16 protein-coding genes are annotated in these 15,959 nt (G+C 57.6%); 9 read left to right on the forward strand and 7 right to left on the reverse strand.

All coding sequences use genetic code 11. The features are described 5' to 3' along the window. Positions 1–2 precede the first annotated feature (2 nt). The 7 genes from ACYCZ5_RS11185 (at position 3) to ACYCZ5_RS11215 (ending at position 5,126) form a co-directional block, all read left to right on the forward strand. Positions 3–1,502 carry an OmpA family protein gene (locus tag ACYCZ5_RS11185; protein WP_461544883.1) on the forward strand — a complete coding sequence of 500 codons (1,500 nt, stop codon included), beginning with the start codon at positions 3–5 and terminating at the stop codon, positions 1,500–1,502. Between the two features lie 64 nt (positions 1,503–1,566). After that, positions 1,567–1,971, forward strand: a complete 405-nt coding sequence (locus tag ACYCZ5_RS11190; RefSeq protein WP_461544884.1) for a BON domain-containing protein — start codon at positions 1,567–1,569, stop codon at positions 1,969–1,971. Positions 1,972–2,001: 30 nt separating this feature from the next. Then, the gene (locus ACYCZ5_RS11195; protein ID WP_461544885.1) at positions 2,002–2,289 is read left to right on the forward strand and encodes a sll1863 family stress response protein; all 288 of its coding nucleotides are present in this window, start codon (positions 2,002–2,004) and stop codon (positions 2,287–2,289) included. A 42-nt stretch (positions 2,290–2,331) separates the two neighbouring features. Then, positions 2,332–2,556, forward strand: a complete 225-nt coding sequence (locus tag ACYCZ5_RS11200) for a LapA family protein (protein WP_461544886.1) — start codon at positions 2,332–2,334, stop codon at positions 2,554–2,556. A gap of 39 nt (positions 2,557–2,595) precedes the next feature. Then, positions 2,596–2,991, forward strand: coding sequence for a PA2779 family protein (locus ACYCZ5_RS11205; protein ID WP_461544887.1), 396 nt, complete (start codon positions 2,596–2,598; stop codon positions 2,989–2,991). 130 nt (positions 2,992–3,121) lie between these two features. Further along, positions 3,122–4,183: an AI-2E family transporter gene (locus ACYCZ5_RS11210; RefSeq protein ID WP_461544888.1), complete on the forward strand. Its 1,062-nt coding sequence runs from the start codon at positions 3,122–3,124 to the stop codon at positions 4,181–4,183. Positions 4,184–4,394: 211 nt separating this feature from the next. Beyond that, positions 4,395–5,126 (forward strand): Crp/Fnr family transcriptional regulator, encoded by a 732-nt coding sequence (locus tag ACYCZ5_RS11215; RefSeq protein WP_461544889.1) that lies wholly within the window; start codon positions 4,395–4,397, stop codon positions 5,124–5,126. 89 nt (positions 5,127–5,215) lie between these two features. Here the strand turns inward: ACYCZ5_RS11215 and ACYCZ5_RS11220 are convergent, their stop codons facing one another. The 5 genes from ACYCZ5_RS11220 to ACYCZ5_RS11240 are packed head-to-tail and all read right to left on the reverse strand — an operon-like array spanning position 5,216 to position 12,677. Beyond that, positions 5,216–6,058: a response regulator gene (locus ACYCZ5_RS11220; protein ID WP_461544890.1), complete on the reverse strand. Its 843-nt coding sequence runs from the start codon at positions 6,056–6,058 to the stop codon at positions 5,216–5,218. Positions 6,059–6,115: 57 nt separating this feature from the next. Further along, the gene (locus tag ACYCZ5_RS11225) at positions 6,116–7,069 is read right to left on the reverse strand and encodes a diguanylate cyclase domain-containing protein (RefSeq protein ID WP_461544891.1); all 954 of its coding nucleotides are present in this window, start codon (positions 7,067–7,069) and stop codon (positions 6,116–6,118) included. Then, the gene (locus tag ACYCZ5_RS11230; protein WP_461544892.1) at positions 7,066–8,883 is read right to left on the reverse strand and encodes a hybrid sensor histidine kinase/response regulator; all 1,818 of its coding nucleotides are present in this window, start codon (positions 8,881–8,883) and stop codon (positions 7,066–7,068) included. The genes ACYCZ5_RS11225 and ACYCZ5_RS11230 overlap by 4 nt, the downstream gene beginning before the upstream one ends. Positions 8,884–8,896: 13 nt before the next feature. Beyond that, positions 8,897–11,911, reverse strand: a complete 3,015-nt coding sequence (locus ACYCZ5_RS11235) for a CheR family methyltransferase (protein WP_461544893.1) — start codon at positions 11,909–11,911, stop codon at positions 8,897–8,899. Next, positions 11,904–12,677, reverse strand: coding sequence for a Crp/Fnr family transcriptional regulator (locus tag ACYCZ5_RS11240; RefSeq protein ID WP_461544894.1), 774 nt, complete (start codon positions 12,675–12,677; stop codon positions 11,904–11,906). The genes ACYCZ5_RS11235 and ACYCZ5_RS11240 overlap by 8 nt, the downstream gene beginning before the upstream one ends. Before the next feature lie 432 nt (positions 12,678–13,109). On the opposite strand from ACYCZ5_RS11240, the gene ACYCZ5_RS11245 reads away from it, so the two are divergent. Continuing rightward, positions 13,110–13,385 carry a type II toxin-antitoxin system RelE/ParE family toxin gene (locus ACYCZ5_RS11245; RefSeq protein WP_461544895.1) on the forward strand — a complete coding sequence of 92 codons (276 nt, stop codon included), beginning with the start codon at positions 13,110–13,112 and terminating at the stop codon, positions 13,383–13,385. 8 nt (positions 13,386–13,393) lie between these two features. Continuing rightward, positions 13,394–13,696, forward strand: coding sequence for a HigA family addiction module antitoxin (locus tag ACYCZ5_RS11250; protein WP_461544896.1), 303 nt, complete (start codon positions 13,394–13,396; stop codon positions 13,694–13,696). A gap of 65 nt (positions 13,697–13,761) precedes the next feature. Here the strand turns inward: ACYCZ5_RS11250 and ACYCZ5_RS11255 are convergent, their stop codons facing one another. Both ACYCZ5_RS11255 and ACYCZ5_RS11260 read right to left on the reverse strand, forming a co-directional pair. Beyond that, positions 13,762–14,877, reverse strand: a complete 1,116-nt coding sequence (locus ACYCZ5_RS11255; protein WP_461544897.1) for an adenylate/guanylate cyclase domain-containing protein — start codon at positions 14,875–14,877, stop codon at positions 13,762–13,764. Continuing rightward, on the reverse strand, positions 14,874–15,959 hold the full coding sequence (locus tag ACYCZ5_RS11260; protein ID WP_461544898.1) for a response regulator: 1,086 nt from the start codon (positions 15,957–15,959) through the stop codon (positions 14,874–14,876). The genes ACYCZ5_RS11255 and ACYCZ5_RS11260 overlap by 4 nt, the downstream gene beginning before the upstream one ends.

The raw sequence follows: 15,959 nt of genomic DNA on the forward strand, positions 1-15,959 counted from the left end.
ACATGAAAAACACCAAAAGTGTATTTAAGACATTAAGTGCTATCGGACTCGCGGGATGCACGGTCATGGGCAGTTCCGCCGCGATGGCGGTGGAGGAAGGATGGCTCATCGGCATCAATGCGGGGCAATCGATGGCCAAGATCGACGCTGCCAGCATCCGTGCACAGTTACTCAACTCGGGATTGACCACGACCACGCTGACTGAGCGCGACCGCAAAACGGCATTCAAACTGTTTGGCGGCTACAAGTTCAGCAATAACTTTGCAGTCGAAGGCGGCTATTACGATCTGGGCGAGTTCGGATATACCGCTACCACAACCCCAGCAGGGACGCTGATCGGCAATATCAAACTACGTGGGGTGAATATCGATGCAGTAGTGATGTTCCCCTTTACGGAAAAGTTTTCCGCTTTCGGGCGTCTGGGGCTGCAATATGCCGAGGCTAAGGACACCTTCACCAGTACCGGGTTGGTGCCGACCCCGGCAAACCCGAACCCAAGCAAGACCGCGGCGAACTACAAGGTAGGGGGCGGCTTGCAATACGACTTCACCCCGTCGCTGGGCATGCGTCTTGAAGGCGAGCGATACCGTATCGATGATGCGGCAGGCAGCAAAGGCGATATCAATATGGTGTCGCTGGGCTTGGTCTATCAGTTCGGCAAAGAGAAGCCGGCACCCGTCAAGCAGGCTGCAGCCGCACCGGCTGTAGCGCCCGCTCCCGTCGTGGTCATCGTGCCAGTGAAGATGCAGGAATACTGCACCATCCTGGATCTGCAGTTCGAGATCAAGCAGGACAGCATCCAGCGCGACGACAAAGAGAAACTCGCGGTCGTGGGCACGTTCATGAAGAAGTATCCGAAATCCACGGCAGTGATCGAAGGGCATTCCGACAGTGTCGGTGCGAGCGCATACAACCAGAAGCTTTCCCAGCAGCGCGCGGACAGCGTGGTCGAGTATCTGGTCAATGACCTGAAGATCGATGCATCGCGACTGAGCGCCATCGGCTATGGCGATACACGGCCCATCGCGGACAACAGCACGCCAGAAGGCCAGCAGGCGAACCGTCGTATCGGTGCTGTCATCGCCTGTGCCACCGACTATGCGGGCCTCAAGGTCGCACCGGCCAGATTCACGGTGGCGATGGAGGTCGGCTTCGATTCGCTGAAGTCCGAAGTCAAGCCTGAATACTTCGCTGAGCTGGGCAGAGTCGCCGAATTCATGCAAGCGAACCCGACTGTCCTGGCGACGGTGGAAGGTCATGCGGCCATGTTCGACGGGGCCGGCAAGGACCAGACGCGCGTCTCTGCTAAAGATGCGATGGCGCTCTCGCAGCGTCGTGCCCAGAGCGTGGTGAACTATCTTGTGGACAAGCGCGGGGTGTCGCGTTCGCGTCTTTCTACCTCGGCATTCGGACAGACACGCCGCGTCTCCTACGGTACTTCGGCTGAAGGCCGCCAAGAGAACCGTCGCGTCAACATCATCTTCAATTACGCAAAAAGATGAACGGCAGCTTCGGCATCTCGCCGAAGCTGTTTGATTGAAACAAACAAATAGAAAAGGAAATGCAATGAGCGCCTCTAAAAACATCCTGACCATCACTGCCGCGATATTCCTGGCCGCGGGCGTGGTCGCTTGTGATAAACCCGGCCCTGCCGAATCGGCAGGCAAGAGCATCGACCAGAAGGTCGATCAAATGGGCGACAAGATCGAGAAGGCGGGCGATTCCATGTCCCATGAAGGCGAAAAAGCGGGTGTCGCCATCGACGATACCGGCATCACCGCCAAGGTCAAAGCGGCCATCCTCGCCGAGCCCGGTCTGAAGACTTTGCAGATCAGCGTCAAGACGATCAACGGCATCGTGACCTTGTCCGGCTCGGTCGGTACAGCGGCGAACCGTGACACGGCCGAAGGGCTGGCAGGTGCAGTAGCCGGTGTCAGCCGTGTGAAGAACGATCTGGTCGTCAAGAAATAAGACGATCAACACTTAAGGACGGTGCACATCATGGATATTCAGGAAGCCTACAAACAAAAGCGAGCGGCCCAATTGAAAGAATGGGGTGCGCAGATCACTCTGCTCGAAGCCAAAGCGGAGAATGTCAGTGCAGACTTGAAAGTGAAGCATGCCGAAGCCATGCAGGCATTGCGTGTGAAACAGCGCACTGCCTCTGAAAAGCTGCAAGAGCTGGGTAGCGCCAGTGCCGAAGCGTGGGAAGACGTCAAGACGACTGCCGACAAAGTATGGGACGAACTCAAGAGCGGCATGTCGGATGCGCATGCCAGATTCAAATGATGCGGGTATCGGTCAGCTACTGATCTCGTCAAGGAGAATCTCATGATGGATATGAAACTTGCACTGATCTTGCTGCTGTCCACGCTGGCAGCAGTGTTCATCGCCCAGAACATCGCGCCAGTGGAGGTCGGATTCCTCTATTGGACCGCGACCATATCGCGCGCATTGCTGATCTTCTTCACCTTGCTGCTCGGCTTTGTGATGGGGTGGTTCCTGCACGCATTCATGTTGCACAGGAAGAACAGGGGTCGGGTGTATCTGCCATAGGCAACTGATGTTTTTACAATCAATAATGAGGAGAAAATAATGAACAATCGTTTCATGCGTATAACCAGCCGTTTCCTGATCGCCACAGTCCTGAGCTTTAGCTTGCCTATACAGGCAGCTTATGCCGGGATGATAGGTGTGGACCAGATCGCCCAATCGGAGCAGTCGCAGAACCAGCGTGACCGCATCAAGTCCTTCCTCGACCGCGAAGATGTCGTCAAGGCGATGCAGGCTGAGGGCCTCGATGCAAGCACCGCCAAATCCCGCGTCGATGCATTGACCGACCAGGAAGTTCAACAAGTCGCAGGCAAGATAGACACGCTGCCGGCCGGCGGGGATATCCTCGGCATCCTGTTCACGGTCTTTATCGTGCTGTTGCTGACAGACATCCTGGGTGTCACCAAAGTGTTCCCGTTCACACGCTCGGTCAGATAGGTTCGATCATGTTGTGTGCAAATAGCGCCCGCCTGATCGCGGGCGCTATTTTTATTTCCGGAAGGCAGGGTGTTGCCGCGACGGTCCGATGATGAATGGCTGATGTGAGAAAGAAACCAGGGCAACCACCATGCAAAAACGCTTCGAACAAATAGCCAAGCTCTTCGCCGTATTCATACTGGTGGTGGGTTGCTTCATCGTGATGCGGCCGTTCCTGGTCGCCACGCTGATGGCGGCAGTGGTGTGCATCTCCAGCTGGCCCGCTTATGAATGGTTGTTGCGGCGTTTCAATGGGCACAGGAATTGGGCAGCGACCAGCATGACTTTCGCATTGATCCTCGTTGTCATCCTGCCCCTTGCGCTCGTTGCCTACAGCCTCAGCGACAACGTGATGTCCATCTATGGATACATCAGCGAGATTGTCAGAAGCGGGCCGGTGGAGCCGCCAAAATGGGTCGCCAAGTTACCTTTGATCGGCACTTCGGTGCACGACTATTGGCACACGCTGGCATCGAATCAAAAAGAGATGAATGCCCTCACCGATCGAATATTGGTACCTGCCAAAGAGATGTTGATCGCGAGCGGGGCAGTGTTGGGGCAGGGCCTGATCGAGATGAGTCTGGGCACCTTCATCTGCTTCTACTTCTATCGTTACGGTGTCGAGCTGATGCGCTTCCTAGACGGGGTGATGGATCGCGTGATAGGTCTTCAGGCGCAGGACATCAGCATGATCATCGTCAAGACGGTGCGCAGTGTGATGTACGGATTGTTCGGATCTTCGCTCGCCCAGGGCATCGTCGCGACCATAGGGTTCGCGATCGCGGGCGTCCCCGCAGCTCTGATGCTGGGCTTCGCCACGGCCGTGATCGCCCTGGTACCTATCGGTCCGCCGCTGCTGTGGGGAGGTGCCGTGGTCTGGCTGCTGATGCAGGGGGACATCGGGTGGGCGTTTTTCATGCTCGCCTGGGGGGTGATCCTGATCAGCGGTATAGACAACATGGTATTGCCGCTGATCATGAGCCGGGGCAGCGACCTGCCATTCATCATGCTGCTGCTGGGCGTATTCGGGGGCGTGATGGCGTTCGGCCTGGTCGGTGTCTTCATCGGCCCGACCCTGCTTGCCGTGGGTCTGAGCCTGTTGGAACGGTGGCTCGCCCGGGATGAAGTGACAGGGCAGGAGCCTGCCACCTGAGAGGATGCGCCAAAGCAGTAAGCGCTGTTCATGCGCGGCTTGGCGGTGGATACGCCGGGCTGCCACATGATTCATATCCATATGTTAGCTGCCGAACATATGCGTCCCCTATGTTTTGCTATAAAGCGCGCGCTTTAAGTTGGCAGTATTTCATTGCCAACAACAGCACAACACTATTCCAATGGACAACGCCTTATAGGGATTATCAGATATGTTAAAGACAGCCAATGAGTTGCCTCATGATCCGAAAAGGAATCTCATACTTGCCGCCCTGCCGGAGGAAGACTATCAACGCATCCTGCCGGAGTTGGAGTTCATTGCCATGCCGCTGGGTTTGCGGGTGGGTGAAGCGGGCGACCATATCAGTTTCCTGCATTTCCCGACCAGCGGCATCGTCTCGCTGATCTATGACTTGGAGAACGGCGCATCGAGTGAAGTTGCGCTGGTCGGCAATGAAGGCATGGTCGGCATCTCCATTTTCATGGGGGGCGACAGTATGCCGAGCAGTACCGAAGTGCAAAGCCCGGGCTATGCCTATCGGCTCAGCAGGAAAGTCATGAAGAAGGAGTTCGCCATAGGCGGGCAGCTACAAAGATTGTCACTGCTTTACACGCAGGCGCTGATCAGCCAAACCTCTCAAACCGCAGTTTGCAATCAGCATCACTCGAACGACCAGCGGCTTGCCCGCTGGTTGTTGATGAGTCTGGACCGGATGCACGATAACAAACTGACGATCACACAAGCGCTGATTGCGAGCCTGTTGGGTGTGCGGCGGGAAAGTGTGACCGAGGCTGCCTGCAAGTTGCAGAAACAGAACATCATCACCTACACACGCGGCGTCATCACCGTAACGGATCGTCCAAAACTTGAAGCGCAAGTATGTGAATGCTATGTAGTGGTGAAGCAAGAGTACGACCGCTTGCTTCCCCACCCTGTTGTATAAAATTGAAGGGCAGGCTGCTGTAAAACTGACGCATCGGAAACAAGTGCCCCGTGCTCACGCTGAGGTTGAAAGATCGTCGCGGCGCTTTCTTATGGCGGGGTCTGTTGCCGGTGGATGCTGTCCGTCACATCCCTGCCGATCCCACGGTAGCCGGTGAAACGCCCTGTCTGATCGAACATGGGCTCGCCGCTCACCATCAGGAACTGTTCCGTGCCATCAGCTTTGGTGCGGCTGTATACGAAGTCGATGAACGGCTTTCTGGCGGAGATGAATTCTTCCAGCATCTTCTGCTTGGTCTCGCTCCAGTAGGCCCCCTGGTCTTCACGCATGGGGGCGGTCGCTTCGCCTTCCTGCACACCCAGCATCTCGAGCGCGGGGCCGTACACACGGGTGAAGTGCCCGTTCTCGTCCTGCTCCCAGTACCAGTCGGCAGACAGCTCGGCCAGACGGCGGAAACGCGCTTCGCTCTCGCTCAGCTCCGCCGTGCGTGCCGCGACTTGCTGTTCCAGTTGCTTGTTGTAGACGGCGAGTTTCCGGTTCAGCAAGCGCACTTCCAGCATGTTGTGGATGCGTGTCTTGACCTCGACCAGATCCAGCGGTTTGGAGATGAAATCCTTCGCGCCGGAGGCGAGGGCGCGCAGTTTGTGGCCGGGTTCCGCGGTGATCACCAGGATGGGCACATAGTCATCCGTCACGATCGCGTTCAAGTCGTCCATCACGGCAAAACCATCCTTGCCGGGCATCACCAGATCGAGCAGTATCAGGTCGTAATGATTGGCGCGATGCATCTCGCACACCGCGCAGGGATCTGTGACCGACGTCACGTTGAGGTAACCGGCGTCATGCAACAGCTCTTCCAGCAGCGTCACATTGGCCTGCTGGTCGTCCACGATCAGGATCGTGGCGCTCAAGATATCTTTTTCTTCTATCATTTTTCCTCCTGCATACTTTGGTTCAGGACGGCGTCCTGACTACATGAACCGCATCGCTCACATCGCATACTGGTTCGAATCAAGGTCGGATGCGATGCTGAATCTGTTCTTGCCCATATGCTTTGACTGATACAAAGCCATATCGGCACGCTTCATCAATGTCTCGGCCGACTCGCCGTGCATGGGGTAGATGCTGCCGCCTATGCTGGTCGTGACGCTCACATCCGAACCGTTGATGTGGCAGGGGCACGTTACTGCCGCGATCACCTTGCCTACCAACATCTCTATGTCCGCGATCTCTTTGAGCTCGGACAGGACAAGCACGAACTCGTCCCCTCCCAGTCTGGCCACGGTATCCACTTCACGCACTGCGGCCACCAGCCGCCTGCCCACTTCTTCCAGCAAAGCATCACCCGCATCATGTCCCAAGTGGTCATTGACCCCTTTGAACAGGTCCAGGTCCAGATACAGCACCGCCATCAGGTTCTCGTTCCTGTGAGCATGCGCGATAGCCGACGATAGACGGTCAAGCAGCAGCCGTCTGTTCGGTAGGCCTGTTAGCTCATCGTGCAAGGCCATGAATTCGAGCGTCCGATTGGAGGCTTCCAGTTGCATGTAGAGCAGACGTACTTCCAGCATGTTGTGGATACGTGTCTTGACTTCGCTGATATCCAGCGGTTTGGAAATGAAATCCTTCGCGCCCGATGCCAGTGCCTTTAGTTTGTATTCCGGTTGCACCGTGATCACCAGGATAGGTACATAACCGTGGGTATCTATCTCCTTCAATTCCCGCATCACTTCGAAGCCGTCCATACCTGGCATCTCGATATCCAGCAGGATCAGGTCGAAGTCATTTGCGCGATGCAGCCCGCTTGCGGCACAAGGGTCAAAAGACCTTGTCACGTTCAGATAACCTTCGCCGTGCAGCAGGTCCTCAAGCAAAGCCACATTGCTGGCCCGATCATCCACGATCAGTATCTTGGCGTTCATGAAGTCCTGTTCGCTGATCATGATCGACCATCCTCGCCGCTCTTTTTGGTGCGGATGTGCTGCGCGTATTCGAACGCCTGATCCAAGGCTGCCATGAACTCGACCACTTTGATCGGCTTGGTGATGTAGCCCATGAAGCCGGCCTCAAGACCTTTTTCGATATCGCGCGGCATTGCGTTCGCGCTGATGGCGATCACCGGGATATGCGCCGTGAGCGGATCGGCGCGCAGGATGTGCAGGGCCTGTATGCCGCTGATGCCGGGCAGATTGATGTCCATCAGGATCACTTCAGGAATATGGATGCGTGCCAGCGCGATGCCGCTCGTGCCGTTGCCGGCCTTGTAGAGTTTGATGCCGGAGCGCCGCTCCAGTATCTGTTCCATCAGCATCATGTTGGCGGTGTTGTCCTCCACATACAGGACGGTGCGCGGTGCCACTTCGGGACGGACCTGCTCCTGCAGTTTCTGCACGGCCGCCTGGATGGCCGCCTCGACAGCCGCCTGTACCGGTTCCAGCAACACATGACCGTTGGCGGCGCTGTGGCTCATGTCACTCAGGTGGATCTCTATCCAGAACACACTACCGATGCCGACCACACTTTCCACGCCGATGCGGCCCCCCATCAATTCCACCAGACGCTTGCTCACCACCAGACCGATACCCGTGCCTTCCACGCAGCCCGTCTGCTGCCCCAGTCGGTTGAACGGCTGGAACAGTTGCTTGAGCATCTCCGGGGGCAGGCCTTGGCCGGTGTCCCTTACGCCGATGTGGACGCGCCCGTCGATGTTGGAATGCAGTGCGACATCGACCGTGCCGCCCGTGCGGTTGTATTTGATGGCGTTGGAAAGCAGGTTGATCAGGATCTGCTTCAAGCGTGTGCGGTCGGCATAGACGAAGCAGGGTTCATCCAGCCTGGGGAAATCGACACGGATGCCCGCCTTGTCCGCCTGCGGCTGGATCATGGACTGGCAATCGAGCAGCAATTCGTTCAAAGACAATGATTCCATGGTCATGGGTTGGCGGCCCGACTCGATCATGGCCAGATCGAGGATCTGGTTGATCAGTCCCAGCAGATACCAGCCCGCATGGATGATCTGGTCGATGCGGGCTTTTTGCGGCGGCGTGGGCAGGGGGGGGCCGGCTTCCAGCAACTGCGCGAAACCCAATATCGCATTGAGCGGGCTGCGCAGTTCATGGCTCATGCTGGAGATGAAATCGGATTTGGCCAGATTCGCCTTGTCCGCCAGCGCTTTTGATTTGATCAGGTCGGCGTTGTTCTCCTGCAGGATATGCTCCAGACGCTTCTGCTCCGACACATCGGTCAGCGCGATACGCAGTTCGGTAGCGGCTGCATCAGTCGTGATGAGCAGGCTATCCAGGCGCACATCCATGCGACTGCTGTCTTTGTGTCGCAGGGTGAGTTCGCAAGTCTGCTTGTCCGTGGTGGCCAGCGCCGCAGCAAAGAAGCGCTGCCACAGATCGTAGTGCTCCGGCACGATCAGGCGCGAGAAACTGCGCTGCAGCAGCTTCTTCCTGTCCTCGCCCAGCATGGTGGCACCGGTCAGATTGATGGCGCTGATGCGGGCTTCGTGCGACAGGGTGAGAAAGCCGACCGGCGCGAACTCGTAAAGATCGACATAGCGATCACGCGCTGTTTCCAGCGCCAGCTGCGTGCGGCGCAACTCCTCGTTCTGCATCTCCAGTTCGATCTGGTTCACCTGCAGTTCGTGCAACAGTTCCTCGGCCGAGCGGGGCGGCAGGAGGGGGGCACTTTCGTGCTCGAGCCGCGCTTCCGCTTTCGCTCTTAACAGCTCGGATGGAGGAAGCTCGCTCATCGCCGGGGTGTATTCATGTGACGGCCTGCATGGACAGCAGGATCATCTGGGTATTGCCGTCCGCGCCGACGATGCGGCGTGCATTGAGCATCATCTTGTGGTGTCCGATCACGGGGAAATCGTGCTCGACGGCGAAGTCATCGAAACTCCGGTTCTCGGGCAGGATGTTTTCCAGCAGTTTGCGCAGATCGGGGATGTTCCATTGCCGGTTCCCCAGGTCATAGATGAGTTGCCCCACGGTCTCTTGCTCGCTGACCTTGAAGTGCTGGTAGAACGAGCGGCTGGCGGAGACGACTTTCAGCCCGCCATCCAATACCACCAGCGGCTCGCGCACGGTGTTCACGATGCCTTCGGCCAGCATGCGTGCCTGCCTGACGGCAGCCTCCGAAGCCACACGTTGCGCGATGTTGGAAAAGGTGATCACCACGCCCCGGATCACATTGTCCAGCGTGCGGTAGGGCTGGATGCGCGCCGAATACCAAACCCCGCCCATGGTGCAGACCTCGCGTTCGCGCGCCCTCAGATCGTCCAGCACCGCCTGTGCGTCCGTCAGCAGGTCGTCATTCTCCAGATTCGACTTGATATCGATCAAGGGGCGGCCGATGTCGGTGGCGACCAGGCGATAGATTTCTATGGCTTCGCGGGTGTAGCGTTTGATGTTCAGCTGGTCGTCGAGGAAGATGGTGCCCACGTTGATGTTGTCGAGCAGGTTCTTCATGTCGTTCTGCATGCCGGCCAACTGTTCGATCTTGGACTGCAGCTCGGTATTCACCGTGATCAGCTCTTCGTTCACCGACTGCATCTCTTCCTTGGAAGTCTCCAGCTCTTCGTTGGTCGATTGCAATTCTTCATTGGTGGACTGCATCTCCTCGTTGATGGATTTCAGCTCCTCGCTGTAGGCCTGATGTTCCTCGACGGTCGAATGCAGATTGTCTTTTGTATATTTGAGTTCACTTTCCAGCGCTTCGATGCGCGCCATGGCCGCCGGGCCGGTCAACCGTTTGCCGCCAGCCTTGGTGCGCGCGACAGGTTTAGCGTTCGCTTCATCGCCCAGTATCTGGAAGCTGACCAGCAGATAGCCCTGGCCGATGTCCGCATCGGGCAGGGGGCGCACGCTGAAGCGCACGTTGAGGGTCTCGCCGTCGGACTTGATCGCCACATCGTGATCGAAGGTCGGCTCGCTCTGGCCATCCGCCTGGTGCAGGGCGGTGCGCAGCGGGATCTGCATCTCGTCGCGCGCCATGTCGACGACATTGAGCGACGCTTCACCCGGCGCCGGGCGCAAGAACTTGCCGGTCTCGCCATGCACGTAAAGGATGTTGCCACGCAGATCGGTCACCACGGAAGCGGGCGCATAGGATTGCAGCAATTGACGCCGGGCAAGCTCCGCAAAATTCCCCGGCTTGGTGATCGCCGTCTTTTCTTCCGGGGCTTTCACTATCTTCTCTGAGGCCAGGTTCAGTCCATCGATCAGCATCGCGCGTTTGGAAGCGATGGAGTGGATGGCGCTGTACAGCTTCCATTTGCGATTGATCGGCGCGAACAGGTCGGTGTGGTTGCCGATGCTCTCCGATGGCGACAGGAACAACACCCCGCCGGGCTTGAGCGCATAGTGGAAGGCGGGGATGAGCCGGTTCTGTAACTCCGGCTCCAGATAGATCATCAGGTTGCGGCAGCACAGCAGATCGAGCTTGGTGAAAGGCGGGTCCTTGATGACGTTCTGCACCGCGAACACCACCATCTCGCGGATATCCTTCTTCACCCGGTAACCGGACGGCTCCTTGGTGAAGAAGCGGCGCAGGCGCTCGGGCGAGATGTCCTGCGCGATGTTGGGCGGGTAGACGCCGGCACGCGCGATAGCGATGGCATCGTCGTCCAGATCGGTAGCGTAGAGCTGTATCTTGAACTCGGGCCGGGTCTCCTCCATCAACTCGCGCAACAGGATGGCGACGGAGTAAGCCTCCTCACCGCTGGCGCAACCCGCCACCCAGACACGGAACACATAGCCATCCGGCTTGTCCTGAAAGAGCTTCGGCAATACTTCGCTGCGCAACACATCGAATGCTTCGGGGTCGCGGAAGAAACTGGTGACGTTGATCAGCAGTTCCTTGAACAGGATCTGTGTCTCGGCCGGATGCTCTTTCAGGAAGCGCGCATAGATCTCGGTGTCCGCGATGTCGTGTTGCAGCATGCGGCGCTCGATGCGGCGGCCGATGGTGCTCTTCTTGTATAGCGAGAAATCGTGGCCGGTGGACGTGCGCAACTGCATCAGGATGCGGTTCGTGCCGCTTGCCGATTTTGGCGCGGGGTCCGTGGGTATCTTTGCAGAAGTGTCACCCAGACGGCGTTTTGCTGCCTGCAATGCTTGCGGCATCTTTTCGGGCGGCAACACAAGCGTGGCATAGCCCGCATTGATCGCGCTCATCGGCATGCCGTCATATTTCGCGCTTGCCGGTTCCTGCGCCAGTGTCACGCCCCCGGCACCGAGGATGGCGCGCAACCCCAGTGTGCCGTCGGTGCCTGTGCCGGACAGGATGATGCCGAACGAGGACTCGCCCCGGTCATCGGCCAGCGTGCGCAGGAAGGCGTCGATAGGCATGCGCTGTCCGCGCGGCTGGTCGGGCAGGCTCAGTTGCAGTGTGCCATGGAAGATGGTCATGTCGCGATTGGGCGGGATCACGTAGACGTGGTCGGGCGCGATGACCATCTGATCCTCGGCTTCCGATACCGTCATGCGGGTGGTGCGTTGCAGGATCTCGGTGAGGATGCTCACATGGTCGGGGTCGAGGTGCGACACCAGCACGTAGGCCATGCCGCTGTCGGTCGCTGCATGGCGGAAGAACTGTTCGAAGGCTTCCAGTCCGCCGGCTGAAGCGCCCAGGCAGACGATGGGGAAGTTCGCCGCAACGGGCTGTTTCGTCGCGTCAGGCGCGTCGGCCTTGGTGACGGGTTCTGCCTGCACCATGGCAGGTGCCGATTTGCGAGCCGGTGTCTTGCGTTTACCGGTTGCGACTTTCTTGCTAAGCATGGCTATTCCTCATTCGCGATTGCCCGGATACTTTTCTTGCTTCGCCCGTTTCATCGAGCAAACGGTGCATCTCTTTTCTGACGACCTCATAACATTCGCAGGCATGACGCTCCAGTCCAGCCCTGTCCAGGACGGTGATGTGGCCGCGACGGTAGCTGATGAGGCCCGCCCGCTGCAGATTCCCTGCCGCTTCGGTGATGCCTTCGCGCCTCACCCCCAGCATGCCGGCGATGAGTTCCTGTGTCATGGTCAACTCGGCGGAGGGCAGGCGATCAAGGGTCGACAATAACCAGCGACACAGTTGCTGCTCGACCGAGTGGTGACGGTTGCACACGGCGGTCTGCGACATCTGGGTGATCAGGGCTTGAGTGTAACGCAGCATCAGGCGCATCGTCGCGCCGGCGAGGTTGAATTCTTCCATCATCGATCTGGATTTGATCCGGTAGCCGTAGCCGCCCGTTTGTACCGTGGCCAGACTGGGGGTGGTGTTGCCGCCCAGGAAGAGCGCGACACCGAGTACGCCCTCGTTGCCGACACCGGCGATCTCGGCCGATGAACCGTTCTCCATCACGTAATGCAGAGACACGATGGCGTCGGTGGGGAAATAGACGTGCTGCATCACGCCGCTGGATTCATACAGCACTTCCCCCAGCGGCATCCTGACGAGTTCAAGGTCGGGAAAGATGCGGTCGAATGCTTCCCTCGGTAGTGCCGCGAGCAGGTGATTCTGGTCAGGCGCATGCGGCAGGGAAGTGATAGAACCCATTTTCTTGCCCTCGGCTTTGCAGCGGTGGTTGATGATGCAGACAACCTGCGGATAAGGAACGGTCTTTGGGAGTCGCTCCTTTATACACGCATCGACTATACAGGAACGAAGTATGTGGGCTGGCGGATACGGGGTATGTGCGGCAACGCACGGTCTCATTGCAAAGATAGGCAGATTATCCGGTCAGATATTCATCCTCCCCTTTTGGATATCTGATGTAACTTGGCCCGGATCGGCTCCCCCCTTTCCGGGCCATTCTTTTGCCTGCGGAAGTTGAAGTTGAGATGCGTCAATGAGGCAAGGGAGCTTAAGCGCTATTGCCGGGAGAGGGGGGCTCGGCAAAAGAGACATTGGATGTTTGCTGGAATGTCTGCCTGATCTGCATTTCGATCAGGTCTTTACTTATGTAAGGCGTTGCTTTACAGTTTGGCCATGATTGAATCGTTCTCCCACAAAGGTCTGCAAGAACTCTTTGAGAAGGGCAAGAGTGCCAAGGTACAGGCGTCTCTGGTTGATCGGATCGTCAGGCGACTCGATGCCATTGATATTGCCAAGACTCCTGAGGCATTGAACTTGCCGGGCTTCGACTTCCATCCATTACAAGGCAAGCCTAAACGGTACAGCATTCATGTAAACGGTCCGTGGTGCATCACTTTTGAATGGAATGGCGAGAATGCGGTAAAGATCGATTTGGAAAATTATCACTAGGAGTCATCATGCGTAAACGTAAACCGACACATCCAGGTGCAATCCTGCGCGAAGACGTTCTACCTAACTTGGGAATGTCTGTAAGTGAATTCGCCCGGAATCTCGGGGTATCTCGCCAAACGCTTCATGCGGTATTGTCAGAGCGGAGTGGCGTTTCTCCAGAAATGGCGCTTCGCTTGGGTGCGCTATTGGGTAATGGCCCGCAGCTATGGGTCGATATGCAAACGAAACATGACCTTTGGTTGGCCGAGGAAAAGCTTCACAAAATATTATTGGGCATGCACCGCATCACCAGTCCTGCGATCGCCTAGATTCGAGGGGCGGCTCTTGATTGAGCAGCCGCCTCTCGCGAAACACCTGGTTCCCAACACAATCATCAAGCCCGCTCTGCGGGCGTGTGGATCTCGCGTCTTTTGTTCAGGAACCAGGTGTTCATCTCGCCTTTACCCTTGACTTCGATGGGGCCGCGCGCTTCAAGCGCGAACATCGATTCGAGCCAGCGCTGCGTGGAATCCGTCACTTGTATGCGTCCGGGCACACCGTGCGATTCCATGCGGCTGGCGGTGTTCACCACGTCGCCCCACAGGTCGTACAGGAATTTGCGTTTGCCGATGACGCCAGCCACGACCGCGCCCGTGCTGATGCCGATGCGTACTTTGAGGTGATAGTTGTGCTGTTGATTGAACTTCTCCATTGCTTCCATCATGTCCAGTGCCATGTTGGCCGCGCGTATCGCGTGATCCTGGGCGGGAACGGGTAGTCCGGCTGCGGCCATATAGGAATCGCCTATGGTCTTGATCTTCTCCAGTCCGCGTTTGTCGGCGATGCTGTCGAAACGGGTGAAGATGTCGTTCAGCACGCCGACCAATTCCTCGGGGCTGACCGACGTGGAGAATCTGGAAAAATCGACGATGTCCGCGAACAGCACAGTCACGTCGGAAAATCTGTCGGCGATCACCTCGGTGAAGCAGTCCTCCGTGGCTTCGGGCCGCCCCTTCAATCTTTGCGCGATGGCCTGGGGTAACACGTTGAGGAGCAGGCGTTCCGATACGCGCTGCTCGGCCAGCACTTGCTGATAGAGCTGTTTGGTCTGCAGGTGCAGCAGGCGTACCTCCAGCATGTTGTACACGCGTATCTGCACTTCGGCCATATCGAACGGCTTGGTGATGAAGTCTCTTGCGCCCGCCTGCAGGGCGCGCAATTTGTGATCCGGCTGGGCTGTGATGACCAGCACCGGCAGATAGTCATCCGGTGCGCTCGCCTTCAGTGACTGCATCACCTGAAAGCCATCCATCTCCGGCATCTGCAGGTCGAGCAATATGAGGTCGTAGCGGTGGGCGGCATGCAGCGCCGCGACCTTGAGCGGGTCGGTGGTGGAGGTGATGGAGACATAGCCCGCATTGCGCAACACGCGTTCCAGCAGGCGGACGTTCGCCTCCTGGTCATCGACGATCAGTATCTTGCCCTGATGGATGTCGTCCGCGTCGATCATGCGTGCACCAGTGCGGGCGCGGCGGCAAAGGATTCGAATATTTCCCGGAAGATTTCGTGGTTCTTGGTGAATACGGTGTGGATGACCGGGTCGAAGTGCTGCGGTGCAGTGCGCCCGTCCCCGCGCACGATGATGTCCATCGTCTTCTGGTGATCGAAGGCGGGTTTGTACGGCCGTTTGCTGCGCAGCGCGTCATAGATGTCGCAGATGTTCATGATGCGCGCCGAGAGCGGGATGGCTTCGCCGTGCTTGCCGCCGGGATAGCCGCCGCCATCCCAGCGTTCGTGGTGGTTGAGGGCGATCTCGGCCGCCATCATCAGGTACAGCGATTTGCTGCTGCCCAGTATCTTGGCGCCTATCTCGGCATGGCCTTTCATCACCTGCCATTCTTCGGGTGTGAAGCTGCCGGGCTTGAGCAGGATGTGGTCCGGGATGCCGATCTTGCCGATGTCATGCATGGGGCTGGCGATGAAGATGCGGTCCACGAAGGTCTCGTGCAGTCCCAGTCTTTGCGCCAGCTCGCGGCTGTAATGGCTGATGCGCTGCACATGCGCACCGGTGTCCTCATCTTTGTATTCTGCCGCGCGTGTCATGGTGAAGATCGTCTCCAGATTGCCTTCGAGCAGGTCTGCGGTGCGTTCTTTGACACGCTGCTCCAGCAAGTCGTTGTAGTTGTGTAACTCCTTGTAGAGCAAGCGTACTTCCAGCATATTGTGGACACGTGCCAGAACTTCGGAGATATCGAATGGCTTGCTGATGAAATCCTTTGCCCCCGACTTCAGGGCGTGCAATTTCTCATCCGGCTGCGCCGTGATCACCAGTACCGGCAGGTAGTCACCCCGTTCGATTTCCTTGAGCCCTTCCATCACTTGGAATCCGGACATGATGGGCATCTGTAGATCGAGCAGGATCAGGTCGTAGTGGTGCTTGCGGTGCAGATCACACACTGCGTTGGGATCGGTGGTCGAGCTGATGGCGGTATAACCTGCTGAAGAGAGGATGCGCGACAACAGTTGGACGTTGGCCGGAAGATCGTCCACGATCAGGATGGTGGCTTTGAAAAAGCTAGTTGTATTGAGCAT

This window comes from Sideroxydans sp., from assembly GCF_054604835.1.